The following is a 23256-nucleotide window of genomic DNA, read 5'->3' as shown; positions in this document are numbered from 1 at the left end:
TAAAAAAAGATACTTTAAAGTTAATTAAAACCTGACAATTTTAATAACTTTCTTTTTTCGGACGTAATTCAGAATAATGTTTCTGGAATCCCTGTTGTTTTCCATCGGGATAATGATGTTTTTCAGGATATCGATATTGTTAATCTGATAATTCAAATCATAAAAACAATAGCCTTTGTAGATTCCGTTTTCAATCAGTACGGCGCTTCGTTCATTTACGTTTCGCCCTTGATCGACAATTACCATGCTTTGGTTTTGCAACTGATTGTTCTCAATGAAATGAGTAACGCGTTTGTTGTAGTCTTCGGGAGCTTCTTCCCCGATACAAGCGCCATAGCATTGTTTTAAATCATACTGAAAACAACTTTTTTTGGTATCATATAAACCGTTTATTTTCTGGCAGAGATTATTTTCTTCCGTAATTTTATGCAACAGTGATTTTCCTTCAATCAAAGTTGAAAAAGAAGTGATTTCTTTTTTTCTTCCATCTGCTTTTTGCACTTGTAAAGCAATATAACCATTCTTGTTTTTTTCTGCATACAACGCAAACGGGAAAATGGTTTTGCGTTGCGATCTGTTATAAGGAGGACGGTTTACTTTGATCTCTTCACTTTCTTTTAAAAGCGCGATCAATTCGCTGCCGGTTTCTTCGAAAGTAACGGCAAACACCTCATTTTGCAGTTTTTTTGCCTTACGATCGGAACTGGTAAAGTGCTGATTTACCCTTTTTTTGATATTCTTGCTTTTTCCTATGTAAATGATGGTACCGTCTTCGCGATGGATGTAATAAATCCCTGTTTTTGAAGGGACTCCATCGATGATATCCAATAATTTGGGAGATATGCCCGCTTTTATTTCGGTTTTGATATAACTTTTCACGATTTCTTTTTCTAAGTCTTTAGATAAAAGCATTTTGAAAAGTTTTACCGTTGCCATGGCATCTCCGGTTGCACGATGTCTGTCGGCCATAGGAATTCCCAAGGCTCTGACTAATTTGCCCAAACTATAGGAATGATGTCCGGGAAGCAATTTTTTGGAAAGCTCTACGGTACAAAGTGTAGGTTTGCTGAAATCATAACCCAGACGTCGAAATTCCGTACGGAGGATTCGGTAGTCAAATGACGCATTATGAGCCACAATAGTACAACCGTCCGTAATTTCAATAATACGTTTTGCTACTTCGTAAAACTTTGGAGCCGAACGCAGCATTGCATTGTTTATTCCGGTAAGCTTCACTACAAAAGGCTGAATGGGAATTTCAGGGTTGACCAAACTGATAAACTGGTCCACAATTTCATGACCATCGAAGCGATAGATGGCAATTTCAGTAATTCCTTCTTCGTTGTATTGTCCTCCGGTGGTTTCTATGTCTAAAATCGCGTACAAGTCAGTTTACAGTTAAGTTATAGGATTGTCAATTTATAGGACTAAGTAATCCTTAATATTAATTTCGCTCTCCAAATATACTACTTCCAATCCGAACCATATTACTTCCACATTCAATTGCGAGTTCATAATCGCCTGACATTCCCATAGAGAGGATTGAAAGTTGAAAGTTGAAAGCTGAAAATTCTTTGTATTTGTCGAAAATCTGCTTAAGATGCTGAAATTCTTTTTTAATTTGTTCCTGATTCTCTGTGAAAGTTGCCATTCCCATCAAACCAACGATTCTTATGTTTTGAAAATCTTTGAACTCTTCAGAATTCAGTATTTCATCAATTTCAGTTTCATTTAAGCCGAATTTGGTTTCTTCTTCCGCAATATAAACCTGCAGCAGACAATTGATTGTTTTTCTGTATCTCTTGCCTTGTCTGTCAATCTCTTTAAGCAGTTTAAAACTGTCAACACCATGAATCAGTTTTACAAAAGGAACCATATATTTAACCTTGTTCGTCTGAACATGGCCAATCATGTGCCATTGAATATCTTTTGGCATTTGCTGCCATTTTTCGGTCATTTCCTGAACTTTGTTTTCACCGAAAATACGCTGACCGGCTTCGTAGGCTTCCGTCAAATCACTAACCGGTTTGGTTTTGGAAACTGCTACCAATGTTACATCTGATGGCAATGTGGATTTTATATGCTGAAGATTGGATTGGATTGACATAGTTTATTGTTTAAAAAACATGATTAAAACTTTGCTTGAATAATAAATTAAGACTAATAGATCCTCTTACAAAATTAGTAAAGAATCTGTTTAAAATCCATCTACTATTATTTCAAACTTCTGAATTCATACATCATAACTCATACACCACCAAACCACTTCTGAATTTAGGTTCAATATAAGTGCTTTTGGGAGGCATGATCATGTTTAAATCGGCTATGGCTTTAATTTCCTCAATGTTGATAGGGTAGAGCATGAAACCTACTTTGAATTCTCCGCCATCCACCATGTCTTTTATTGAAGTGATTGATTTTGTTCCTGGTACATAGGCGATGCGTTCATCGGTGCGTAAATCTCCCAGGCCTAAAATGGGATGTAATATTGTATCGTATAAAATTTGTGCATCTAAACGCTCCAGCACATTTTTAAATGAAAATTGCTCTTCTTTCAATCGTAAAGCATAAAATTCGCCATCAAGGTACATTCCGAACTCAAACTTATGTCTGGGCTTCCACAACTCTTGCTTTTTAGTTTTTATGACGAAGTTTTTGGCAATTTTTTTGATGAAATCGTCTTTCGAATGGCCGTTTAGATCGTTTATCACACGATTGTATTCGTAAATCTTAACGTTAGAATCAGGAATCAGGAAACTCATGAAATAATTCAGATTTACATTTCCGGAAGCTTTGTTTTCTTCATACAATAATTCGGAAGAAGCCGAACGATGGTGACCATCAGCTATATACAACGTGCCGATTTCCGAAAATTGTTTTTCCAGCCAATTTATTTCTTCTGAGTCTGAAACCGACCAAAGAATATGTTTCTCTTTGTTAGTGGTCGAAAACTCATAAACGGGCCGTGATTTTTTCTTGTTTACAATCCAATCCGAAAGAGCCGGGTTGTCTTTGTATGTTATTAAGACCGGCTCAGTATTAAAGCCTGTCTCGTGCAAATAATCCTTAAACAAATCCACACGGTATTGTAGTGTGTCTTCGTGTTTTTTGATAATGTTTTTTTGATAATCTTCAACGGAAGTTCCGGCTAAAATACCCGTAAATGTATGTCTGTTTGAATGAATTTCATACAGATAGAAGGCAGGGCTTTCTTCCTGAATCAAAATTCCCTCATTCTTAAAATCCTGATATTTGTGTTCTACCAATTTAAACCGCTTTTCCCAACCTAACTTTTGTTGGTTTACATAAGCAGGATTAAGAATATGTAAGAAAGAAAAAGGGTTGAACTCAAGATGGGATGCCAGTTCGGCTGCTCCGTAATCGTCATAGGAACGTGAAGTTACAAGGCTGACTTTATCAGGTGTAGGACGAACTGCTTTGAAAGGAATTATTTTGGCCATTTATTGAGGGATAAGTGATTAGAGAAAAGGGATAAGCGGTTGGCTTCTCCCTTTTCTCTTTTCCCTTTTTACTTTTATACGAATTGTTTAGAAACTTTTTCCGCTTTTTTGCTTTCAGAGTAATCATAGAAGCCTTCACCTGATTTAACTCCTAATTTACCTGCCATAACCATGTTTACCAATAATGGACATGGTGCATATTTAGGGTTTTTGAAACCGTCGTACATTACGTTTAAGATGGATAAACATACGTCAAGACCTATAAAATCAGCCAATTGTAATGGTCCCATTGGATGCGCCATACCTAATTTCATAACCGTGTCGATTTCCTGAACACCTGCTACGCCATTGTATAATGTTTCGATAGATTCGTTGATCATCGGCATAAGGATTCTGTTAGCTACGAAACCAGGATAATCATTTACTTCCGTTGGAGTTTTTCCTAATTTAACTGATAAATCCATGATGATTTTAGTAACTTCATCGGTAGTGTTGTAGCCACGGATGATTTCCACTAATTTCATGATAGGCACCGGATTCATAAAATGCATTCCGATAACTCTTTCAGGATGAACTACCTGAGCTGCAATTTGAGTGATTGAAATTGAGGATGTATTGGTAGCTAAAATTACGTTATGATCACAAACTTCACTTAATTGTTTGAAGATGTTTAATTTTAATGTAACATTTTCTGTAGCTGCTTCCACTACTAAATCACAACCTACAACACCATCTTTAACGTCTGTATAAGTAATGATGTTTCCGATTGTTTTATGTTTGTCTTCTTCTGTAATAGAGCCTTTTGCAACCATTCTGTCAAGGTTAGCAGCGATTGTTGCCATTCCTTTTTCCAAGGCTTTTTCTGAAATATCAATCAATTTTACGGTGAAACCTGATTGCGCAAAAGTATGTGCAATTCCGTTACCCATGGTTCCTGATCCGATTACAGCTATGTTTTTCATTTTTGTATTTAAAGATTTAAAAATTTAAAGATTAATTTTTTTCCATGCAGTCGATAATCTGATATGCTACTCGTAATGCTTCGGTTGCCTGCTCCAACGTTACAACAGGTGTTGTATTGTTATAGATGGCATCTGCGAAAGTTTCCAGTTCGTCTAAGATGGCATTATTTTGTTCCACTGACGGATTATCGTAATAGATTTGCTTTTTAATGCCTTCGGCATTCTGTAAAATCATGTCGAAATCTCCCGGAACTTCAGGAGCGTCTTTCATCTTAACGACTTCACAAACTTTATCAAGATAATCCACAGAGATATAAGCATCTTTTTGGAAGAATCGCGATTTACGCATGTTCTTCATTGAAATTCGGCTTGAAGTTATATTGGCCACACAACCGTTTTCGAATTCAAGACGGGCATTGGAAATGTCTGGAGAATCACTGATTACCGCTACACCACTTGCATTTACGCTTTTTACTTTTGATTGTACAACACTCAAAATCGCATCAATGTCGTGTATCATTAAATCTAAAACTACCGGAACATCTGTTCCTCTCGGATTAAATTCTGCCAATCGGTGTGTTTCGATAAACATTGGATTTTCAATTTTGTCTTTCACCGCTTTAAAGGCAGGATTGAAGCGTTCCACATGGCCAACCTGACCTTTAATGTTGTATTCTTTGGCTAAAGCGATAATTTCTTCTGCTTCTTCTACAGTAGTCGAAATTGGTTTTTCAATAAAAACGTGTTTTCCTGATTTGATGGCAACTTTTGCGCATTTATAGTGGGAAAGGGTAGGTGTTACAATATCAACAACGTCTACAGCGTGGATTAATTTTGCAATGGTGTCGAATCGTTTATAACCAAATTCGGCGGCAATTTTTTCGGCATATTCCTGATTTTCATCGTAAAAGCCTACTAATTCATATTTTTCTGATTGATTGAGTAATCGTAAATGTATTTTTCCAAGGTGACCTGCACCTAAAACGCCTACTTTAAGCATAGAAATTTATTTTGAACAAAAGTATAATTTATTTGTTTAATGTTTAATGTTTTTTGGTGTAAAGTTTCGGGTTTTGACTTTTGTTTTTACGGTTTTTAAGCCTAATTTTACATAAATAAATATGCCAAAAAAGTGAGAGATTTAGCCAAACATCAAGGACTTCGAAATCAGTTGGTAAGCCTTTTGGAAAGAAAAGGAATTACCGATAAAAATGTATTGGAAGCTATCAGAAAGATTCCGAGACATTTATTTTTGAATTCGAGTTTTGAGGATTTTGCCTATCAGGATAAACCGTTTCCAATCGCCGCGGGTCAAACGATTTCGCAACCTTATACTGTTGCCTTTCAAACTGAATTATTACAGGTTAAAAAAGACGATAAGGTATTGGAAATCGGAACGGGTTCCGGCTATCAGACTGCGGTTTTATATACGATGGGCGCAAAGGTATATTCGATTGAAAGACAAAATGAATTGTTCAAATCAACGTCTTTACTATTGCCGAAATTAGGTATTCGTCCCAAACACCTTGCTTTTGGGGACGGATATAAAGGATTGCCAAATTTTGCTCCGTTTGACAGTATTATTGTAACTGCCGGAGCGCCTTATATCCCTCAGCCTTTAATGGCGCAATTGAAAATAGGGGGGCGTTTGGTTATCCCTGTTGGTGAAGACGTGCAGGTGATGACTTTACTTGTAAGAAAAAACGAAACCCAATTTGAAAAACACGAATTTGGGGATTTCCGTTTTGTTCCGCTTTTGGAAGATAAAAATTAAAATGTAGTAAATACTGAAAAGGCTGTCTGCGAAACATTATTATTTGCAGACAGCCTTTTTATTTATATTCGTTTTTTATTTTCTTTTTGGATCTAAAAACCCATCTTTTTCCATCTGTTTTACAACTTCTATCATGATATTACGGGTTGTAGTTTCTGCATCTGTAATGTTAGTGGATTTTGTAGTTCCGGTCCAAACCAATTTATTCTGATTTAAGGAAAAGACATTTGTTTCAACCATATAGGAAGTGTTTTCCTGATAATAGCCCGGAGTATAGAAATTGGGTGAATAATAGCCATACCAGTTGTCGAATCCATAGCCATAACCGTATCCCATTCCGCCATAATACATCCCGGTGTTAGTACCAGGAACATAAGTAGTCTCTTTTTCCATGTTAACCAATCGCATTGTTATCACCCCGTCGAAATTTTCGCTTTTAAGGATGCTTAAGCGTTGTTCTTTTGTAAGCTCGACGGTTGTTCCATTTAGGAAAGCGTAGGAACTTTTAAATATCGGATTGTTGTCGACAATTGCATTTTCAATATTTCTTCTGGTTTTATCATCTTTAACTAATGCAACTACCATTACTTTTTTAAACTGCTCTTTTGCTGCATTCGATTCGGGATCTTTCCAGCTGTTGACAATAACTGTGTCCGCACTGCTACAGCTCATAAGAGAGGTGAGTAAAAACAAGGCTAAATATCTTTTCATGGTATACCTGTTTAAGTTTATACCAATTTAAGAAAAATATTATAAAGTTTTGTAAAGTGTTGAAAATTAAAGTTAGAAGGACTTTTTTACACGGTCTAAATCCCGTTTTACATCACGGTCTTTTATAGTGTCGCGCTTGTCGTAATTTTTCTTGCCTCTGCATAGCGCTATGTCAAGTTTTGCCAATCCTTTTTCGTTTGTAAAAAGACGAAGGGGGATAATAGTCAATCCTTTGTTCTGAACACTTTTTAAAAGGCCTCTGAGCTCACGTTTGTTTAAAAGTAATTTACGTTCGCTTTTTGCCTTGTGATTGTAGTGTGTTCCGTAAAGGTATTCTTCTATGTGTGAATTGATTACGAAAAGTTCGGTTCCATGGAATTCGCAAAAACTTTCGGCAATTCCAGCTTTACCCAGTCGGATGGATTTTATTTCGGTTCCGGTCAATACAATTCCAGCCGTGTATTTTTCGAGTATTTCATAATCGAATTTGGCTCTTTTATTAAGTATGTTGACCGTTTTTAGCATAGGATGGCAAATGTAAGAACAAAATGAAGAAAGTACAATAGCTTAAGGTAATTTAAGCAATTGATGTGTAATAGTATTTTCGGTGATAGTTATGATATAAAGATTTCCATAAATATTTTCGTCAATATCCTCATAAATATTGCGGTTAATCAGTCTGTTGACAATAACGGGAATGGTATTCATGTGTCCGACTACCAAAACATTTTTTCCAAAACAATCCTGTTTGAATTGTTCTGAATCGAAAAGCCTTGAACTGTATTTTGTGATTTCTTTTTTACTTTCACGAGCTGTAGGGGCGACCGTCTGGATTGTTCGAAGGTAATCGGTACTGTAAATTGTATCAAAAGCTATTTCCGAAAATATCCTGCCCCAGTTTTCAGCACGATTTAAACCGGCCTGGGTTAAACCTGGGTTGCTTAAATCAGCTTTTTTTTCAGCATGACGAATGAGATAAATTACCGTGGATTGCTGATGCGGTTGTGTTGATTTTTCCATGGCGTAAATTTTAATCGTTGCGGTTCAATAGCGAATACACATAACTGTCAAGGTATTTTCCCTGCCAGTAGCAGTCTTCTTTGAAATGGCCTTCACGGATAAAACCGTTTTTTTCTAAAAGTTTCCATGAAGCAAAATTTTCAGGATCGGTTATGGCTTCAATAGAATGCAGTTTCATTTTATTAAAACCGTAATTGATGATTTCAGTGAGTGCTTCCTGCATAATTCCTTTACCGTGGAAGTCTTTTGAAAGCATATAGCCCAATTCTGCCCTGTGATTTTCGGGTTGCATCCTGAAATAACCGATGTTCCCAATCAGGCGATTGTCTTCTTTAAGGCAAATAGCCCAATTGATACATTCATTATTTTCTAAAAGTCCCTGCATATATTCAATATGAGTTATTGCATCCTCAATCGTTTTTGGAAGTTCTCTCGGAATATATTTCATGATTTCCGGATTTGACCGTAAAGCAAACATTTCGGGGGCATCTTTATTGGTAATCTGGCGTAGAATTAAACGTTTGGTTGTTATGACAGGAAATACGGTGAAATCGAAAGTGATCATATTTTATAAGAGTTGATTTGTTTTTTAGAATAACAGAAGAAAATTACTAAAAAAAATGTCATTTATTCTTTCTTTTAAGAAAAATTATTAAATTAGAGAACCAAAACTAACTAATAATATTATGGATTACAATTTTGAAGTTATAGACAAAGAAAGAATCGGTTCATTGAACTTTCCGACTACAGATGTACTTGATGATGATAAAGAGGCTATCAAACAGCGAAAAGATGAATTAGACAGGGCGCTGACTTTGGGGAATTTAGAACACCATAAAATCAAGATTTATTTTGAAGATGATACGTCAAAAAAAATGGTCGATACAACTATTTGGGGCTTAACAGAAGAGAGGATTATCCTGAAGCAAGGTGTTGTAATCCCAATCAACAGAATTTACAAAACAATATGAAGCTATCATTTGATAGCTTTTTTTATGAAAAATAATAATAATACGTTGGCATAATTATAACATAACTTACAGATAAATTTAACATGCCTAACTTATTTAAACTCCTAACTTTACTCTGTTAAACTCCAAAACTACATGTGCCGGATTCTTGTAAGGAAGGTTAAATATCCGTAGAAAGAGAATTGGTTGCTAATGCAGGTATTATATTTTTGAATCAAAGTAACGTACATCATTTAACAAAAAGGGGAAGTAAAATGGTATGCCTTAGAATTGATGCGTTATTAATCAATAAATTACTTAATCAAAAATCGAGCATTATGAAATCAATCATTTATTTATTAGTTAGTGTAGCTTTCGCATTTACGGGCTATTCACAGGTTAAGACAACTTCGGCGCCGGCTGAAGGTACTATGGAAACCAAAAAATTGCCTGAGATGGTAATTAAAAGAGCTGGAACCGATTTTTCGGTTTATCTTCCGGAATATGAAAATCAGGATGAAAAAATCAAAAGTCTGCAAGAAGCTTTCATAGCTTATGACTTAGGTAAAGACTATGAAGGTCACGAAAATTATTTGGTGACCATGAAAGTTAAAGACGGTTCACTTGCAGCAACTTATGACGAAAATGGTAAATTAATGAGTGTTGTTGAAAAATACAACAACGTAAAACTTCCATCAGCCGTTATTTATAATGTCTATAAAACTTATCCTGGTTGGAAAATCGTTAACGATAAATACTTATATTCTCAAGAAGATGGAGATATAAAGAAAAAACAATATAATATCCAGCTTGCCAAAGGGGATGAAACAAAAAAAATTGTGGTAAACTCTAAAGGTGATATTCTAAAAGGTTAGATCACTGATAGCGTAATCTAAAATATATATAAAAAAAGCGGCCTTTCTAAGACCGCTTTTTTTATTCATTGAAATCTAAATCCTTATTGTGCGTTTCCTCGATTGTCAGAGTAGAATAAATGGCTAACCCAAAAGCCATGCATCCGACTAAAGCCGCAGCCATAATCACGCCACTATTTATTTTAAGATTATCAAAAGCAATCAGCATTACGGGAAGGAGTCCGCGCACCATATTCGGAATGGTGGTTGTAGCTGTGCTTCTGATATTTGTACCGAATTGTTCAGATCCAACGGTTACGAACATTGCCCAATATCCGGTTCCCAGTCCAAGCCATGCGCAGTAAAAATAATAGGCATTTTCAGATTTTGCACCGTTAAAAAGAAGCAGACAAACCCCGATAAGTGTAAACAACATCATATATAAAATGGCTTTTTTTCTGGAATGAAGCCAATGCGAAATAAATCCACTGGCAAAATCACCTGCCGAAATACCGACATAAGCCCACATAATAGCTTTTCCCGGCACAATTGAAGTGATTCCCATAACGGGTGCAAACTGATTGGCCATCATAGCTAAGATGCCGATACAAAACCAGGTAGGTAATCCGATAGCTATGCATTTCATGTATTTAACAAAACGATTCCAGTCCGTAAAGAAGGAAAAGAAATTTCCTTTTTTTATTGAAGCGGAATGTTTGATGTTTTTATAAATTCCTGATTCAACTACGCTTACACGAAGAAACAGTAACATCAGTCCCAAAGCGCCACCGATAAAGTAGGCTACGGTCCATTCGCCGGCCAATTCTACGGTTAATTGTGCCACAACAGCTCCTAATAATCCGAAACCGGCCACTATCGAAGTTCCAATGGCGCGAAGTTGTTTGGGTAAAGATTCAGATACCAGGGTAATTCCGGCTCCTAATTCTCCAGCCAGCCCAATTCCGGCAATAAAGCGGAGTAGGGCATACACAGTCGTTTTATCTTCAAAAGGCATTTGCGGTAAAAAACCGCAGGCAATATTTGCTATGGAATAAACCAGAATAGAACCGAAAAGTACAGAGAGCCTTCCTTTTTTATCTCCTAGAATTCCCCAGAGAATACCCCCCAATAATAACCCTGTCATCTGATAATTTAAAATCAATGTCCCTGCAGAGTCAACATCTAAATTCAGGTCTTTCAGGCTAGGTATTCTTACGATTCCAAATAACAACAAATCATAAATATCAACGAAATAACCTAAAGCTGCAACTATCACAGGGAAAGAGAAAAGATGCTTTAGTTTTTCATTAAGGGTAAACTCTTTCATTTTGGTTTTTTAATTAGGGTGTCAAAAATAGAAAAATAAATGTGTTTATGTTTTTATTATTTTCAGACATTTGTCAGAATAATGTATTGATTTTGTGGAATATTTACTAAATTAGTGACAAGTTTTAGGTAGTAATTTTAAAAACAATCAAAATTATGGAATCATTGAAAAAACTAATTCTGGCGTTTGTTCTGTTGTTCAGTTTAACTGTTTTAAGTCAGACCACAACGACAACGACTCAGACCACTAAACCTAAGAGTCAGACCAATAAGAATAAAGTGGTTACGAAAAGACTCTATACCGAAAAAGAGGCCGAAAAGATCCGCCAGAATTACAAAAAGGAAGTCAAAACCATTGGGATGAGTCCGGCGGTAGAAAAAAAGTACGCTAAGATTATAAGCGATTATACCAATAAGTTAAGCTACATCAACAAAGACAGAACCAAAACAAAAGAACAGTATAGAGCAGGTGTTGATAAAATTGTCCGAGAGCAGAATTCTAAAATTCAAAAAATCCTTACTCCGGACCAATACAAAAGACATCTTATAATTTACAATCCGATTTGGGAAAGTGCCAAGTATCGTATTGAGCACTCCAAATAATTTTTAAGAGATTTTACGTATGCTTATCCTTTGAAATAAGGACATAATATTGCGTAATTTTTTTTAGTTGAATTGAAAACAAGATGATTTACTTTGTGGCGGTATACAAAGTCTTGATTTTTCAATTATTTTAAATAAAAAACCCTGATAGTTTAAAACTGTCAGGGTTTTTATATTGATTAACGTACTGCGCGACTTTTACTTGTCAGAATCGATATGGTTTCTGAAAACCAATTTTCCGTCAAAACAATCCAATAATATGTTGCTGTCAGTTGAAACTTTACCGGATAGTATCTCTTTTGATAATTCGTTAAGAACCTCTTTCTGAATCACTCGTTTTACAGGTCTCGCCCCGAATTGTGGGTCATATCCTTTTTCTGAGAGATAAGCGATTGCTTCAGGTGTGGCATCCATCATGATATGTTGATGAGCTACCATTTTGATCACATTTTTAAGCTGCAAAAGAACTATTTTTCCGATGTCTTCACTGCTAAGCGGAGTGAACATTACAATTTCATCAATACGATTGATAAATTCAGGACGAACTGTTTCTTTCAGCAAACCTAAGACTTCCGTTTTAGCGGTTTCGGTAGCAGCTTCAACTCCGCCTTTCAGATTTTCAAATTTTTCCTGTATGATAGCGCTTCCCATATTGGAAGTCATAATAATAATTGTGTTTTTGAAATCAGCCAAACGACCTTTATTATCCGTTAAGCGTCCTTCATCCAATACTTGCAATAAGATGTTGAACGTGTCCGGATGTGCTTTTTCAATTTCATCTAACAAGACAACAGAATAAGGTTTGCGTCGAACGGCTTCGGTTAACTGACCGCCTTCATCATATCCAACATATCCCGGTGGTGCTCCCACCAAACGGCTCACACTGTGACGTTCCTGGTATTCACTCATGTCGATACGCGTCATCGCATTTTCATCATCGAATAAATATTCAGCCAAAGCTTTAGCTAATTCGGTTTTACCAACACCGGTAGTTCCTAAGAAAAGGAATGTTCCGATAGGTTTCTTAGGATCTTGCAGTCCAGCACGGCTACGTCGCACAGCATCACTGATTGCCTGAATAGCTTCTTCCTGACCAACAACGCGGTGACGTAATTCATCTTCCAGTTTCAGTAGTTTTTCACGCTCGCTCTGCAGCATTTTTGTTACCGGAACACCGGTCCATTTGGCTACGACTTCGGCAATATCTTCGTGAGTTACTTCTTCTTTTATCAGCGATTTTTCAGATTGGTTCTCCTGCAATTGTTTTTGAAGACCGTCCAGTTTTTCCTGAGCTTCCTTGATTTTGCCATATCGGATTTCGGCAACTTTTCCATAATCTCCATCGCGTTCAGCACGTTCGGCTTCTGATTTGAAATCTTCAATCTGTTGTTTTACGTTTTGAATATTGTCAACAACATCTTTTTCCGATTTCCATTTGGTAAAAATTACATTGCGTTCTTCTTTCAGATTAGCCAGATCCATGCCGAGAACTTTTAATTTATTCTCGTCATTCTCGCGTTTAATGGCTTCAATTTCGATTTCCAATTGCATGATTTTTCGATCCAAAACATCCAGTTCTTCGGGTTTGGAGTTGATTTCCATTCGAAGTTTTGATGCGGCTTCATCCATTAAGTCGATGGCTTTATCCGGCAAAAAACGATTTGTAATGTAACGTTGTGATAATTCCACCGCAGCAATAATAGCTTCGTCTTTGATGCGTACTTTGTGATGTGTTTCGTATTTTTCTTTAATACCACGCAGGATAGAAATCGCACTTTCCGTATCGGGCTCGTCTATCATTACCTTTTGGAAACGTCGTTCCAAAGCTTTGTCTTTTTCAAAATACTTTTGATATTCGTCAAGCGTTGTGGCTCCGATAGCTCTCAGTTCACCTCTGGCCAAAGCCGGTTTCAAAATGTTAGCAGCATCCATCGCTCCTTCGCCACCTCCGGCACCTACCAAAGTGTGGATTTCATCAATGAAAAGGACAATGTCCCCTTCAGCGGAAGTAACTTCTTTTACTACCGATTTTAAGCGTTCCTCAAATTCTCCTTTGTATTTGGCACCGGCAATCAGCGCTCCCATGTCTAAGGAAAAAACAATTTTGTCTTTCAGGTTTTCCGGAACGTCACCAGCTATGATTCTGTGCGCTAATCCTTCGGCAATGGCGGTTTTACCCACACCGGGTTCACCGATCAACATTGGGTTGTTTTTTGTTCTTCGGGTTAGGATTTGCAATACGCGGCGTATTTCCTCATCACGGCCAATAACAGGGTCTAATTTTCCGGTTCTGGCTAATTCGTTGAGGTTTTTAGCGTATTTGTTCAAGGCGTTGTATGTTTCTTCGGCAGACGCTGAGGTTACTCGTTCTCCTTTACGGATTTCAGCAATGGCAGCTTCCAGTTCTTTTTCGGTAACACCCTGATCTTTCAAAATCTGAGCAACTTTGCTTCTTGATTTGAAAATAGCTAGAATCAAATGCTCGATGGAAACGTATTCATCGTTCATTTTTTTAGCAATATTATTGGCTTCCAAAAGTGAGTTGTTTGCTTCTCTTGATAGCATTATGTCCCCGCCGGATACCTTAGGGAAACTCTGAATGGTGCTGTCCAGAATTTGCTTGAACAGATTAATGTTTACATTCAGTTTTTTCAAAATGAAAGGGGTAACGTTCTCATCAATTTCAAGAATGCCTTTAAAAATGTGTTCGTTCTCAAGTTGTTGCTGCCCGTTTCCTTGCGCAATTTGCTGTGCCTGTTGCAAAGCTTCTTGCGATTTAATGGTTAAATTATTTAAATTCATATTGTTAAATACTATTTATCGTTGTTGTAATTGTTTAGCTTTGCATTGCAATGGACAATTTGTGTTCCAATGTTAAAATCAGGACAAAATGACTTGTTTCCTTCTTTTTTGAAGTTAAATCAAGACAAAATGTCGTAAAATCAGACAAATAATGAGTTTTATAAAAAATATTTTCGGTAGTGTAAGTGATGAAAGTCCTCGGCTAAATATGGATTGGATATCACTTACTGATTTGGAGCAATTAAATGAAATAACAGAATTGTCACATGAAAATCCGGTTGTAATCTTCAAACACAGTACGCGTTGCAGTATCAGCAGAATGGCGTTAAAGCAGTTTGAAAACGAATTTGATTTGAAGGATAAAGTTACGCCATATTTTTTGGATTTGCTCAAACATCGGGAAATTTCAAATGAGATCGCTTCCATGTTTGGAGTGGTTCATCAATCGCCGCAAATGATAATTGTTAAAGAAGGGAAAACGGTTTATGATGCCTCCCACAGCGATATTGCTGCGGAAGATTTGAAAAGATTCGTATAAATAAAAAAAGCTGCATCAGTGCAGCTTTTTTATTTAAAAACTAAACTCCATTTTCTTTTTAATTTCTTCCAGGCACAGATTATTGATGCTTCCTTCATGTGTATGATTGGTGCTTTCAGGAACTGTAAAAGTACCGTTTTCAATCTGATCTGCAACCATTTTATAAGCATCCCTGAACGGAATTCCGCTTACAACCATTTGATTGATAGTATCAACGGTGAAGGAGTATTTATATTTTTCATCGTTTAAAATATTCTCTTTCACTTTAATGTCTTTAATGGCGTAATGTGTCATTTCAAGACATGATTTAAGGTTTTCGATAGCCGGAAATAAGCCTTCTTTTAGCAACTGAAAATCCCTGTGGTAACCGCTGGGAAGATTGTTTGTGAGCAATGTCAGTTCGTAAGGCAGACTCTGAATTTTGTTGGACTTCCCTCTGATCAGTTCAAAAATGTCCGGATTTTTCTTGTGAGGCATGATGCTCGAACCGGTTGTGAGATGAGCGGGAAGGGCAATAAAGTCGAAATTCTGACTTAAATACAAACAAACGTCCATGGCCAGTTTCGACAAGGTTCCGGCGACACTGCTCATTGCAAAAGCCATGATTTTCTCCGATTTCCCTCTGCTCATTTGTGCGGCTACCACATTGTGTTTCATAGTAGAAAAACCCAACGCTTCAGTGGTGAACGTTCTGTCGATAGGGAAGGAGCTTCCATACCCGGCAGCCGAGCCTAACGGATTCTGATCAACAACTTGTAAGGCGGCGTTAAGCATCGTGATATCGTCAATCAGACTTTCGGCATACGCAGAAAACCACAATCCGAAAGAGGATGGCATAGCAACCTGTAAGTGAGTGTAACCCGGAAGTAACACATCTTTATTTTTATCGGCCAATTCCATCAGTAAATCGAAAAGTTCTTTGATGAGGTTTTTAATGGTGATGATTTCATCTTTCAGATACAAATGAACATCGACTAAAACCTGATCGTTTCTGGAACGCGCGGTATGGATTTTCTTTCCGGTATCGCCCAGTTTTTCAATCAGCAGAAATTCGATTTTGGAATGAATATCTTCAAAGTTATTTTCAATGATAAAATTTTTATTTTCAATTTTTAATAGAAGTTCATTTAAAGCAATACATAAACTGTTTGCTTCTTCTTGTGAGAGCAAATTTGTCTCCGCCAGCATCTTTGCATGAGCCATTGAACCCAAAATATCGTACTTGGCTAAAACAGTATCCAGCTCCCTGTCGTTTCCAACCGTGAACTGCTCTATTTTTTGATCGGTGGCAATGCCTTTTTCCCAAAGTTTCATAGTAGTATTGTCTTTTAGTTTTTCAGAAGGAAACCGGACAGTATTTTAGTATACAAGCTGATGCCCTCTTCAATTTCGTTAATGAATATAAACTCGTCAGCCGAGTGTGAACGCAGGGAATTTCCCGGTCCTAATTTTAACGACTGGCAGCTTAAAACTGATTGATCAGATAGGGTTGGGGAGCCGTAAGTGGTTCTTCCTAAATTGATTCCGCTTTGAACCAATTTATGGTTTTTATCGATTGATGAAGAACGAAGGTGTAATGAGCGGGGTTTGATTTCCGCATCGATATTTTCGGTAACAATTTTCAATATTTCTTCATTTGAATAACAATCATTTACTCGGATGTCGACAACCAGATGGCATTCCGAAGGAACAACATTGTGCTGTTTTCCCGCATTGATTTGGGTAACGGTCATCTTCACCGGGCCTAAAGTTTCGGATACTTTTTCAAAAGAATAAGTATTAAACCAATTGATTAGATGAGTAGCTTTATAAATCGGGTTGTCAAAATTTTGATGTGCTGCATGACTTGCGGTTCCTTTAACGATTACATCTAAAACCAATAAACCTTTTTCGGCTATAGCCAATTGCATTTCGGTTGGTTCTCCAACGATAGCGCAATCCAATTCCGGCAGGTTTTTCAGTACACTGTTTAATCCGTTTGGACCGCTGCTTTCTTCTTCGGCGGAAGCCACAATAACAATGTTGTGCGACAAATTTTCCATCGCATAAAAATGAGCGAAAGTTGCCAGAAGGGAAACCAGACATCCGCCCGCATCGTTACTTCCCAAACCAAATAATTTACCGCCTTCTTCAATTGCCGTGAACGGATCTAACGTATATCCCAGATTCGGTTTTACGGTGTCATGATGCGAATTCAATAGGAAGGTCGGTTTTGCATCGTCAAAATGAAGGTTGTACGCCCAGATATTATTGTTTTCCCTTTGAAACGGAATGTTATTTTTTTCAAACCAGTTTTCAATTAAAAGCGCAGTTTTATCTTCTTCACTTGAAAAGGACGGCGTTTCAATCAATTCTCTTAAAAGACTGATGGCTTCTAGTGTCAAATTTTCTATGGTTTTCATATATGTAAATTTTATTTTTTAGCGGTCATATATGGTATCGCCTTTTTATTTGTTGGCGTTTGCTTGCGCAAACCTGTTGTTAGTGGCGATTTCATTGGCTTATAATTGAATGGCTGTATGGATTGAATTTTCATTTCCGATTAACGAATGGTGGCCAATAATTACTTTTTTGACCCCTTTTTCCAAAGCTTCAAAACAGTTGTTTAGTTTTGGAATCATCCCGGAGTGAATGGCGCCGGTTTTACTCAAATCATCATATTTCTCTCCGTTTAGAATCTCAATTACAGAAGCATCATCCTCCCAATTCATCAAAACACCATTTTTTTCAAAACAGTAGCATAATTCGACATCGTAATAAGGTGTCAGAGCAATGGAGATTTCACCGGCAATCGTATCGGCATTGGTGTTTAATAATTGCCCGTTTCCATCATGGGTTATGGCACAAAAAACCGGAAGAATATCAGATATTAAAAGTGTTTTCAATAACTGATGGTTTACCGAAACAACATCGCCTGCGAACCCAAAATCAACAGTACCTTTTTCTCTCTTTTCTGACAGAATTACATTACCGTCAGCACCTGAAAAACCAATGGAATTTGTTCCGAAGGCATTCAGTTGAGCAACAATTTTTTTATTCAGTAAGCCGGCATAGGTCATCACTACCACATCTAACATCGGGGCATCAGTGATTCTTCTTCCCTCAATCATTTGTGGTGTCAAACCTAATTTTTCGGCTAATCTGCTGGCTTCTTTTCCGCCTCCGTGAACCAATATTTTAGCACCCTCAATTTTTGAAAATGCCAGTAAGACTTCTGAAAGCGCTTTGGCATCGTCTATCACGTTTCCGCCAATTTTTACTATCGTTATTTTGGGTTTACTTACCATGATTTTCTAAGATTTGAGTTAGAATCGCCTGTGTGGCAAAAGTTCTGTTATTTGCCTGATCAATAACAATTGAATTCTCACCATCCAAAACAGCATCGGTTACAATCTGATTTCTTCTCACCGGGAGGCAGTGCATGAATTTTGCGTTATTCGTCAGTTGCATTTTTTCCGAAGTTACTGTCCACGAAGTATCCTGAGAAGTGATTTGACCATAATCGTTGTAATTGCTCCAGTTTTTGGCATAGATGAAATCGGCATCTTTAAATGCTTCCTCTTGATCATGTATAATTTTGCTCTTATTGGTAATTTCCGGATTCAGTTCATAACCTTTCGGATGTGTAATCACGAAGTCAACATCGGACAACTGCATCATTTTTACGAATGAATTAGGAACCGCGTGCGGCAGGGCTTTCGGATGCGGTGCCCAAGTCAAAACCACTTTTGGTCTTTTTTTAGTTTTGAATTCCGAAATAGTCAGTATATCAGCTACGGCCTGCAGCGGATGTTCAGTAGCTCCCTCAAGGCTGATAACCGGAACCGAAGCGTATTTTTTGAACGAATTAATCACCTGTTCTTCTTCGTCTTGCACCTTGTCAGTTAAAGTCGGAAAACTTCTGATGGCGATAATGTCGCAGTACTGTGAAACTACCTGAGCGGCTTCTTTTATGTGCTCGGCTTTATTTCCGTTCATGATGGCACCGTCTTCAAATTCCAGGTTCCAACCGTCATTGTTGAGGTTCATCACTATGGTATTCATGCCGAGATTGGTCGCCGCTTTTTGAGTGCTCAATCTGGTTCTTAAACTCGGGTTGAAAAACAATAACCCGATGGTTTTATTTTCGCCTAACGTTTTGTTTTCATAAGGCGCGGATTTAATTTGTTTTGCCAAAAGCAAAAGTTCATTTAAATCCTGTATATCGTTAACTGATGTGAAATGTTTCATATGAATTATGAGTTATGGGTTTCTTATCCCTTATTGCTTATCTCTTTTAACTGACTTCCAAGTCCATTCACAAAAAAATCAACGTCTTGTTTCGTGATGGAAAGTGGTGGAAGTATTCGCAACAGGTTTTTCTGTGAAGCGCTTCCAGTGAAAATACGTTCGTTGTGAATCAGTTTTTTTCGTAATTCGCTCACGTCAAAATCAAATTCCAGTCCGAGCATCAATCCTTTTCCTTTTATTTTTTTGATTTGAGAAAACTGTTCTACTTGTTGTTTGAAATAAGCTGTAGTTTCGTTTACATTGCTTAACAGGTTTTCCTTTTCCACCGTTTCCAAAACCGAAAGGGCAGCTGCACAAGCCAGATGATTACCTCCGAAAGTTGTCCCTAACAATCCGTGGGAAGCCTTGAATTTCGGACTGATTAGAATGCCGCCGATAGGAAAACCGTTGCCCATTCCTTTTGCCATTGAGATAATATCCGGCTGAATGCCATGATGCTGATGAGCGAAAAACTTCCCCGATCTGCCATATCCGCTTTGAATTTCGTCTAAAATCAAAACCACATTGTTATAGATGCAGATTTTTTCCAACTGTTGAAAGAATTCGGTTGTGCCTTCATCCAATCCGCCAACGCCTTGAATCCCTTCGATGATTACGGCGCAGACATCATTTTTGGCGATTTCATTTTTTACCATTTCGATTTCGTTTAATGGAAGAAAAACAACCTCATGGTTCTTGTTCAATGGTGCCACGATAGAAGGATTGTCAGTTACCGCAACAGATGCCGATGTTCTGCCGTGAAATGATTTTTCAAATGCGATTACCTTAGATTTTTTGTTGTGGAAAGAAGCCAGTTTCAGTGCATTCTCATTGGCTTCAGCACCTGAATTGCACAGAAATAAGGAATAATCAGGATAACCGGAAAGTTCGGTTAGTTTTTGTGCCAATTGTTCCTGAATCGGGTTTACAATCGAATTGGAATAAAATCCGATTTTATTAACCTGTTCAGTGATAGCTTTCACGTAGGCTGGATGTGAATGACCAATGGAAATCACGCCGTGGCCCCCATAGAAGTCAAGATATTCCTGATTGTTTTCGTCCCAGACTTTAGCTCCTAAAGCTTTTGTTGGGGTAATGTTGTATATCGGATAAACTTCGAATAAACTCATAGTCGTAAATTTTAAAAATTGCCTGATTTTAGTTGTAAACCTGTTTTTTCTTCTAGTCCAAACATCAGGTTCATGTTTTGGATAGCCTGACCGGAAGCGCCTTTCACCAGATTATCAATGATGGAAGTAACCAACAGATAATCACCTTTTTTCATCAGGCTGATATTGCATTTATTGGTTTGCACCACTTGTTTCAGATGGATGGCGTCGGTAGTCACATTCACAAAAGGGTCATTTTGAAAATAGCTTTCGTACAGTTTCGCAATTTCCTCCAATGACTTGTCCGTTTTTGTGTAAAGCGTTGCAAAAATCCCTCTGGTGAAATCCCCGCGATTCGGGATGAATAAAACCTCCTGATCAAAACCGTTTTGTGTTTGTTTCAGACTCTGAATGATTTCTCCCAAATGTTGATGTTCAAAAGCTTTGTAATGGGACATGTTGTTGTTTCTCCAACTGTGATGCGTGGTTTCCGATGGTTGTACTCCCGCGCCGGTACTGCCTGTAGTCGCATTTACATGAATGGTATCTTTCAACAGGTTATTTTCCGCCAAGGGAAGCAAAGCCAACTGAATTGCCGTAGCGAAACAGCCCGGATTGGCAATGAATTGTGCTTTTTTGATTTGCATTTTATTCATTTCCGGAAGTCCATATATAAATTCACCATCATTGAAAGCTGCATCATTTTTCAGTCTGAAATCGTTTCCTAAATCGATTATTTTGGTTTGAGATGAAAATGCATTCTCTTTTATAAACGACTTAGACTTTCCGTGACCCAGGCACAGAAAAACAACATTCACGTTTGGATTAACTTTGTCCGTGAATTTTAAATCGGTTTCACCTAATAAATCCTGATGTACACTAGAAATTGATTTCCCTGCATTGGTCGTACTGTAAACAAAATCAACGTTAACTTCAGGATGATTCAGTAATAATCTTAGTAATTCTCCGGCAGTATAACCTGAACCGCCAATAATTCCTATGTTAATCATAATTCAGTTCGTTTACTTGTGAATAAATCATTTGTGCGTTACCCAGAATCTTGATGAATCCCTTGGCGTCATCGGCAGTCCAGGCATTATTCATTTCGCCGTATTGTCCAAATTGCGTGTTCATCAGATCGTTCTCCGATTCGATTCCCTCCAGTGAAAAATGGTACGGCTTCAGGGTTACGGTCACTTTTCCGTTTACAGTTGCTTGCGTGTCGGTCAGGAATGTTTCGATGTTTCTCATCACCGGATCTAAAAATTGTCCTTCGTGAAATAACATTCCGTACCAATTACCCAATTGCTCTTTCCAGTATTGCTGCCATTTTGATAAGACGTGTTTCTCCAAAAGATGATGTGCTTTGATGATAATCAGAGGTGCTGCTGCTTCAAAACCGACTCTTCCTTTGATACCGATGATGGTGTCGCCAACGTGAATATCCCTTCCGATGGCAAAAGCGTTTGCCATGTTTTCAAGTGTGATGATGTTTTGTGCCGGTGATTTTTTTTCACCATTGATACTGATGAGTTCGCCCTTTTCAAATTCCAAAATCACTTTTTCGGGTGTTTCTTTTTGTAATTGTGAAGGATAAGCCTCTTCCGGTAAGGGAAGGTGAGAAGTTAGCGTTTCTTTTCCGCCCACACTGGTGCCCCAAATTCCTTTGTTGATGGAATATTGTGCTTTTTTCCATGAATAGCTAACGCCGTTTTCCTGCAAGAATTCGACTTCCTCCTGTCTTGATAATTTTAAGTCCCTGATAGGCGTAATGATTTCAATTTCCGGGGCTATGGTTTTGAAAATCAAATCAAATCTTATCTGGTCGTTTCCTGCGCCCGTACTTCCGTGAGCGATTGCCGATGCGCCAATTGATTTTGCATATTTGATGACTTCCAAAGCCTGAAAAACCCTTTCGGCGCTTACGGAAAGCGGGTAGGTGTTGTTTTTTAAAACGTTTCCGAAAATCAGGTACTTGATTGCTTTCTCATAGTATTTTTCTACGATATCTAAATTAGTGTGCTGAGCACTTCCTAATTCATAAGCTCTCTTTTCGATAGCGGTTAATTCTTCTTCCGAAAAACCTCCGGTGTTGACTAAAACGGTATGTACTTCAAATCCGTTCTTGATTAAATATTTTAAACAGTATGAGGTATCTAATCCGCCGCTGTATGCTAAAACTACTTTCGCCATTTTTATTATTTTTTTAGGAAAAGTGCCTGCTTTATGCTTTTTAAACGTGACAGCACTTTTTGATTAAAATTGTATTCTTCTTTTTGATTTTTCTTCTCATTCGGGTCGTATAACATTCCGGTGCAAAGGCACATTTTGTTTTCCTTGCGCTGAAGAATGTCATAGTTCGTACAGGTTTTGCAGCCTGCCCAAAAACTGGGGTCGTCTGTTAATTCTGAAAAAGGAACCGGGCGATATCCTAATTCCGAGTTGATTTTCATGACCGCTAAACCCGTTGTAATTCCGAATATTTTGGCGTTTGGATATTTTTTCTGCGAATAATCAAATACAAACGATTTAATTTTTTTAGCCAGACCCAAATGACGAAAATCAGGATGAACAATAAGGCCGGAATGGGCTACAAACTTGCCGTGTTCCCAACTCTCGATATAGCAAAAACCTGCAAATTTCTCATCGACTAGAGCAATGACCGCTTCTTGCTGATCAATCTTTTTTCTGATGTATTCAGGAGTACGCTTTGCTATTCCGGTTCCTCTCTGAAGGGCGGAAGTCTGAATGGTGTCACAAATCAACTGTGCAAAATCATAGTGCTCTTTCTGAGCGACAGCAATGGTTATATTCATTTTAAAGCAATGATGAATAATTGATTAATAGATAAAAAAGAAAATTGGGATGAGGAGGGAA

Annotated in this window: 24 protein-coding genes; 5 read left to right on the top strand and 19 right to left on the bottom strand. The window is 37.6% G+C overall.

Annotated elements, in window-relative coordinates; translation table 11 throughout:
- Nucleotides 1–24: 24 nt before the first annotated feature.
- The 5 genes from FEDK69T_RS14265 to FEDK69T_RS14245 form a co-directional block, all read right to left on the bottom strand.
- Complete coding sequence (locus tag FEDK69T_RS14265) at nt 25–1386, bottom strand: exonuclease domain-containing protein (RefSeq protein WP_023574890.1); 1362 nt, start codon at nt 1384–1386, stop codon at nt 25–27.
- Nucleotides 1387–1444: 58 nt separating this feature from the next.
- A complete protein-coding gene (locus FEDK69T_RS14260) occupies nt 1445–2107 on the bottom strand; it encodes a YggS family pyridoxal phosphate-dependent enzyme (protein WP_023574889.1) in 663 nt (220 codons plus the stop codon).
- Between the two features lie 133 nt (nt 2108–2240).
- On the bottom strand, nt 2241–3461 hold the full coding sequence (locus FEDK69T_RS14255; RefSeq protein ID WP_023574888.1) for a DUF1015 domain-containing protein: 1221 nt from the start codon (nt 3459–3461) through the stop codon (nt 2241–2243).
- A 74-nt stretch (nt 3462–3535) separates the two neighbouring features.
- A complete protein-coding gene (locus FEDK69T_RS14250) occupies nt 3536–4423 on the bottom strand; it encodes a 3-hydroxyacyl-CoA dehydrogenase family protein (RefSeq protein ID WP_023574887.1) in 888 nt (295 codons plus the stop codon).
- A 31-nt stretch (nt 4424–4454) separates the two neighbouring features.
- Nucleotides 4455–5423 carry a Gfo/Idh/MocA family protein gene (locus tag FEDK69T_RS14245; RefSeq protein WP_023574886.1) on the bottom strand — a complete coding sequence of 323 codons (969 nt, stop codon included), beginning with the start codon at nt 5421–5423 and terminating at the stop codon, nt 4455–4457.
- Between the two features lie 132 nt (nt 5424–5555).
- Here FEDK69T_RS14245 and FEDK69T_RS14240 point away from each other — a divergent pair, with 132 nt between their 5' ends.
- Nucleotides 5556–6197: a protein-L-isoaspartate(D-aspartate) O-methyltransferase gene (locus tag FEDK69T_RS14240; RefSeq protein WP_035630421.1), complete on the top strand. Its 642-nt coding sequence runs from the start codon at nt 5556–5558 to the stop codon at nt 6195–6197.
- A 75-nt stretch (nt 6198–6272) separates the two neighbouring features.
- On the opposite strand, the gene FEDK69T_RS14235 is transcribed toward FEDK69T_RS14240, so the two are convergent.
- The 4 genes from FEDK69T_RS14235 to FEDK69T_RS14220 form a co-directional block, all read right to left on the bottom strand.
- Nucleotides 6273–6908, bottom strand: a complete 636-nt coding sequence (locus tag FEDK69T_RS14235) for a hypothetical protein (RefSeq protein ID WP_023574884.1) — start codon at nt 6906–6908, stop codon at nt 6273–6275.
- A gap of 72 nt (nt 6909–6980) precedes the next feature.
- Nucleotides 6981–7433: an SsrA-binding protein SmpB gene (smpB, locus tag FEDK69T_RS14230; RefSeq protein WP_023574883.1), complete on the bottom strand. Its 453-nt coding sequence runs from the start codon at nt 7431–7433 to the stop codon at nt 6981–6983.
- Between the two features lie 42 nt (nt 7434–7475).
- Nucleotides 7476–7928, bottom strand: coding sequence for a SixA phosphatase family protein (locus FEDK69T_RS14225; protein WP_023574882.1), 453 nt, complete (start codon nt 7926–7928; stop codon nt 7476–7478).
- 10 nt (nt 7929–7938) lie between these two features.
- Nucleotides 7939–8493 carry a GNAT family N-acetyltransferase gene (locus FEDK69T_RS14220; protein WP_023574881.1) on the bottom strand — a complete coding sequence of 185 codons (555 nt, stop codon included), beginning with the start codon at nt 8491–8493 and terminating at the stop codon, nt 7939–7941.
- Nucleotides 8494–8614: 121 nt separating this feature from the next.
- Here FEDK69T_RS14220 and FEDK69T_RS14215 point away from each other — a divergent pair, with 121 nt between their 5' ends.
- Complete coding sequence (locus FEDK69T_RS14215; RefSeq protein ID WP_023574880.1) at nt 8615–8899, top strand: hypothetical protein; 285 nt, start codon at nt 8615–8617, stop codon at nt 8897–8899.
- Between the two features lie 317 nt (nt 8900–9216).
- A complete protein-coding gene (locus tag FEDK69T_RS14210; protein WP_023574879.1) occupies nt 9217–9753 on the top strand; it encodes a hypothetical protein in 537 nt (178 codons plus the stop codon).
- A 61-nt stretch (nt 9754–9814) separates the two neighbouring features.
- On the opposite strand, the gene FEDK69T_RS14205 is transcribed toward FEDK69T_RS14210, so the two are convergent.
- Nucleotides 9815–11059, bottom strand: coding sequence for an MFS transporter (locus FEDK69T_RS14205; RefSeq protein ID WP_023574878.1), 1245 nt, complete (start codon nt 11057–11059; stop codon nt 9815–9817).
- 155 nt (nt 11060–11214) lie between these two features.
- Between FEDK69T_RS14205 and FEDK69T_RS14200 the strand changes: the two genes are divergently transcribed.
- Complete coding sequence (locus FEDK69T_RS14200) at nt 11215–11661, top strand: hypothetical protein (RefSeq protein ID WP_023574877.1); 447 nt, start codon at nt 11215–11217, stop codon at nt 11659–11661.
- A gap of 198 nt (nt 11662–11859) precedes the next feature.
- Here the strand turns inward: FEDK69T_RS14200 and clpB are convergent, their stop codons facing one another.
- On the bottom strand, nt 11860–14463 hold the full coding sequence (gene clpB, locus FEDK69T_RS14195) for an ATP-dependent chaperone ClpB (RefSeq protein ID WP_023574876.1): 2604 nt from the start codon (nt 14461–14463) through the stop codon (nt 11860–11862).
- Between the two features lie 151 nt (nt 14464–14614).
- Between clpB and ytxJ the strand changes: the two genes are divergently transcribed.
- Entirely contained in the window at nt 14615–15001 is a 387-nt protein-coding gene (gene ytxJ, locus FEDK69T_RS14190) for a bacillithiol system redox-active protein YtxJ (protein WP_023574874.1), read from the top strand.
- A gap of 33 nt (nt 15002–15034) precedes the next feature.
- Here ytxJ and argH read toward each other — a convergent pair whose 3' ends face one another.
- The 8 genes from argH to FEDK69T_RS14150 all read right to left on the bottom strand — a co-directional run bounded on the left by argH (nt 15035) and on the right by FEDK69T_RS14150 (nt 23195).
- Complete coding sequence (gene argH / locus FEDK69T_RS14185) at nt 15035–16315, bottom strand: argininosuccinate lyase (RefSeq protein ID WP_023574873.1); 1281 nt, start codon at nt 16313–16315, stop codon at nt 15035–15037.
- 14 nt (nt 16316–16329) lie between these two features.
- Nucleotides 16330–17403 carry a M20 family metallo-hydrolase gene (locus FEDK69T_RS14180; protein ID WP_023574872.1) on the bottom strand — a complete coding sequence of 358 codons (1074 nt, stop codon included), beginning with the start codon at nt 17401–17403 and terminating at the stop codon, nt 16330–16332.
- 99 nt (nt 17404–17502) lie between these two features.
- The gene (gene argB, locus FEDK69T_RS14175; protein ID WP_035630424.1) at nt 17503–18288 is read right to left on the bottom strand and encodes an acetylglutamate kinase; all 786 of its coding nucleotides are present in this window, start codon (nt 18286–18288) and stop codon (nt 17503–17505) included.
- The gene (locus FEDK69T_RS14170; RefSeq protein WP_023574870.1) at nt 18278–19231 is read right to left on the bottom strand and encodes an N-acetylornithine carbamoyltransferase; all 954 of its coding nucleotides are present in this window, start codon (nt 19229–19231) and stop codon (nt 18278–18280) included. Before FEDK69T_RS14170 ends, argB begins: the two co-directional genes overlap by 11 nt.
- A 23-nt stretch (nt 19232–19254) precedes the next feature.
- A complete protein-coding gene (locus FEDK69T_RS14165; protein WP_023574869.1) occupies nt 19255–20400 on the bottom strand; it encodes an aspartate aminotransferase family protein in 1146 nt (381 codons plus the stop codon).
- A gap of 11 nt (nt 20401–20411) precedes the next feature.
- Nucleotides 20412–21389, bottom strand: a complete 978-nt coding sequence (gene argC, locus FEDK69T_RS14160; RefSeq protein WP_035630425.1) for an N-acetyl-gamma-glutamyl-phosphate reductase — start codon at nt 21387–21389, stop codon at nt 20412–20414.
- Nucleotides 21382–22572 carry an argininosuccinate synthase gene (gene argG / locus FEDK69T_RS14155; RefSeq protein WP_023574867.1) on the bottom strand — a complete coding sequence of 397 codons (1191 nt, stop codon included), beginning with the start codon at nt 22570–22572 and terminating at the stop codon, nt 21382–21384. The genes argC and argG overlap by 8 nt, the downstream gene beginning before the upstream one ends.
- A gap of 5 nt (nt 22573–22577) precedes the next feature.
- A complete protein-coding gene (locus FEDK69T_RS14150; RefSeq protein ID WP_023574866.1) occupies nt 22578–23195 on the bottom strand; it encodes a GNAT family N-acetyltransferase in 618 nt (205 codons plus the stop codon).
- Between the last annotated feature and the right edge of the window lie 61 nt (nt 23196–23256).

Source organism: Flavobacterium enshiense DK69 (assembly GCF_000498495.1).
In the GTDB taxonomy this organism is placed as follows: domain Bacteria; phylum Bacteroidota; class Bacteroidia; order Flavobacteriales; family Flavobacteriaceae; genus Flavobacterium; species Flavobacterium enshiense.
Note: the sequence above shows the minus strand (reverse complement) of the source record. Positions and strands in the feature narration are given on the sequence as shown.

What these genes read in the sequence shown, in the direction of transcription:
- FEDK69T_RS14260 (WP_023574889.1), bottom strand. Translation starts at nt 2,107, where the DNA reads ATGTCAATCCAATCCAATCTTCAGCATATAAAATCCACATTGCCATCA.
- FEDK69T_RS14255 (WP_023574888.1), bottom strand. Translation starts at nt 3,461, where the DNA reads ATGGCCAAAATAATTCCTTTCAAAGCAGTTCGTCCTACACCTGATAAA.
- FEDK69T_RS14250 (WP_023574887.1), bottom strand. Translation starts at nt 4,423, where the DNA reads ATGAAAAACATAGCTGTAATCGGATCAGGAACCATGGGTAACGGAATT.
- FEDK69T_RS14245 (WP_023574886.1), bottom strand. Translation starts at nt 5,423, where the DNA reads ATGCTTAAAGTAGGCGTTTTAGGTGCAGGTCACCTTGGAAAAATACAT.
- FEDK69T_RS14235 (WP_023574884.1), bottom strand. Translation starts at nt 6,908, where the DNA reads ATGAAAAGATATTTAGCCTTGTTTTTACTCACCTCTCTTATGAGCTGT.
- smpB (WP_023574883.1), bottom strand. Translation starts at nt 7,433, where the DNA reads ATGCTAAAAACGGTCAACATACTTAATAAAAGAGCCAAATTCGATTAT.
- FEDK69T_RS14225 (WP_023574882.1), bottom strand. Translation starts at nt 7,928, where the DNA reads ATGGAAAAATCAACACAACCGCATCAGCAATCCACGGTAATTTATCTC.
- FEDK69T_RS14220 (WP_023574881.1), bottom strand. Translation starts at nt 8,493, where the DNA reads ATGATCACTTTCGATTTCACCGTATTTCCTGTCATAACAACCAAACGT.
- FEDK69T_RS14215 (WP_023574880.1), top strand. Translation starts at nt 8,615, where the DNA reads ATGGATTACAATTTTGAAGTTATAGACAAAGAAAGAATCGGTTCATTG.
- FEDK69T_RS14210 (WP_023574879.1), top strand. Translation starts at nt 9,217, where the DNA reads ATGAAATCAATCATTTATTTATTAGTTAGTGTAGCTTTCGCATTTACG.
- FEDK69T_RS14205 (WP_023574878.1), bottom strand. Translation starts at nt 11,059, where the DNA reads ATGAAAGAGTTTACCCTTAATGAAAAACTAAAGCATCTTTTCTCTTTC.
- FEDK69T_RS14200 (WP_023574877.1), top strand. Translation starts at nt 11,215, where the DNA reads ATGGAATCATTGAAAAAACTAATTCTGGCGTTTGTTCTGTTGTTCAGT.
- clpB (WP_023574876.1), bottom strand. Translation starts at nt 14,463, where the DNA reads ATGAATTTAAATAATTTAACCATTAAATCGCAAGAAGCTTTGCAACAG.
- ytxJ (WP_023574874.1), top strand. Translation starts at nt 14,615, where the DNA reads ATGAGTTTTATAAAAAATATTTTCGGTAGTGTAAGTGATGAAAGTCCT.
- argH (WP_023574873.1), bottom strand. Translation starts at nt 16,315, where the DNA reads ATGAAACTTTGGGAAAAAGGCATTGCCACCGATCAAAAAATAGAGCAG.
- FEDK69T_RS14180 (WP_023574872.1), bottom strand. Translation starts at nt 17,403, where the DNA reads ATGAAAACCATAGAAAATTTGACACTAGAAGCCATCAGTCTTTTAAGA.
- argB (WP_035630424.1), bottom strand. Translation starts at nt 18,288, where the DNA reads ATGGTAAGTAAACCCAAAATAACGATAGTAAAAATTGGCGGAAACGTG.
- FEDK69T_RS14170 (WP_023574870.1), bottom strand. Translation starts at nt 19,231, where the DNA reads ATGAAACATTTCACATCAGTTAACGATATACAGGATTTAAATGAACTT.
- FEDK69T_RS14165 (WP_023574869.1), bottom strand. Translation starts at nt 20,400, where the DNA reads ATGAGTTTATTCGAAGTTTATCCGATATACAACATTACCCCAACAAAA.
- argC (WP_035630425.1), bottom strand. Translation starts at nt 21,389, where the DNA reads ATGATTAACATAGGAATTATTGGCGGTTCAGGTTATACTGCCGGAGAA.
- argG (WP_023574867.1), bottom strand. Translation starts at nt 22,572, where the DNA reads ATGGCGAAAGTAGTTTTAGCATACAGCGGCGGATTAGATACCTCATAC.
- FEDK69T_RS14150 (WP_023574866.1), bottom strand. Translation starts at nt 23,195, where the DNA reads ATGAATATAACCATTGCTGTCGCTCAGAAAGAGCACTATGATTTTGCA.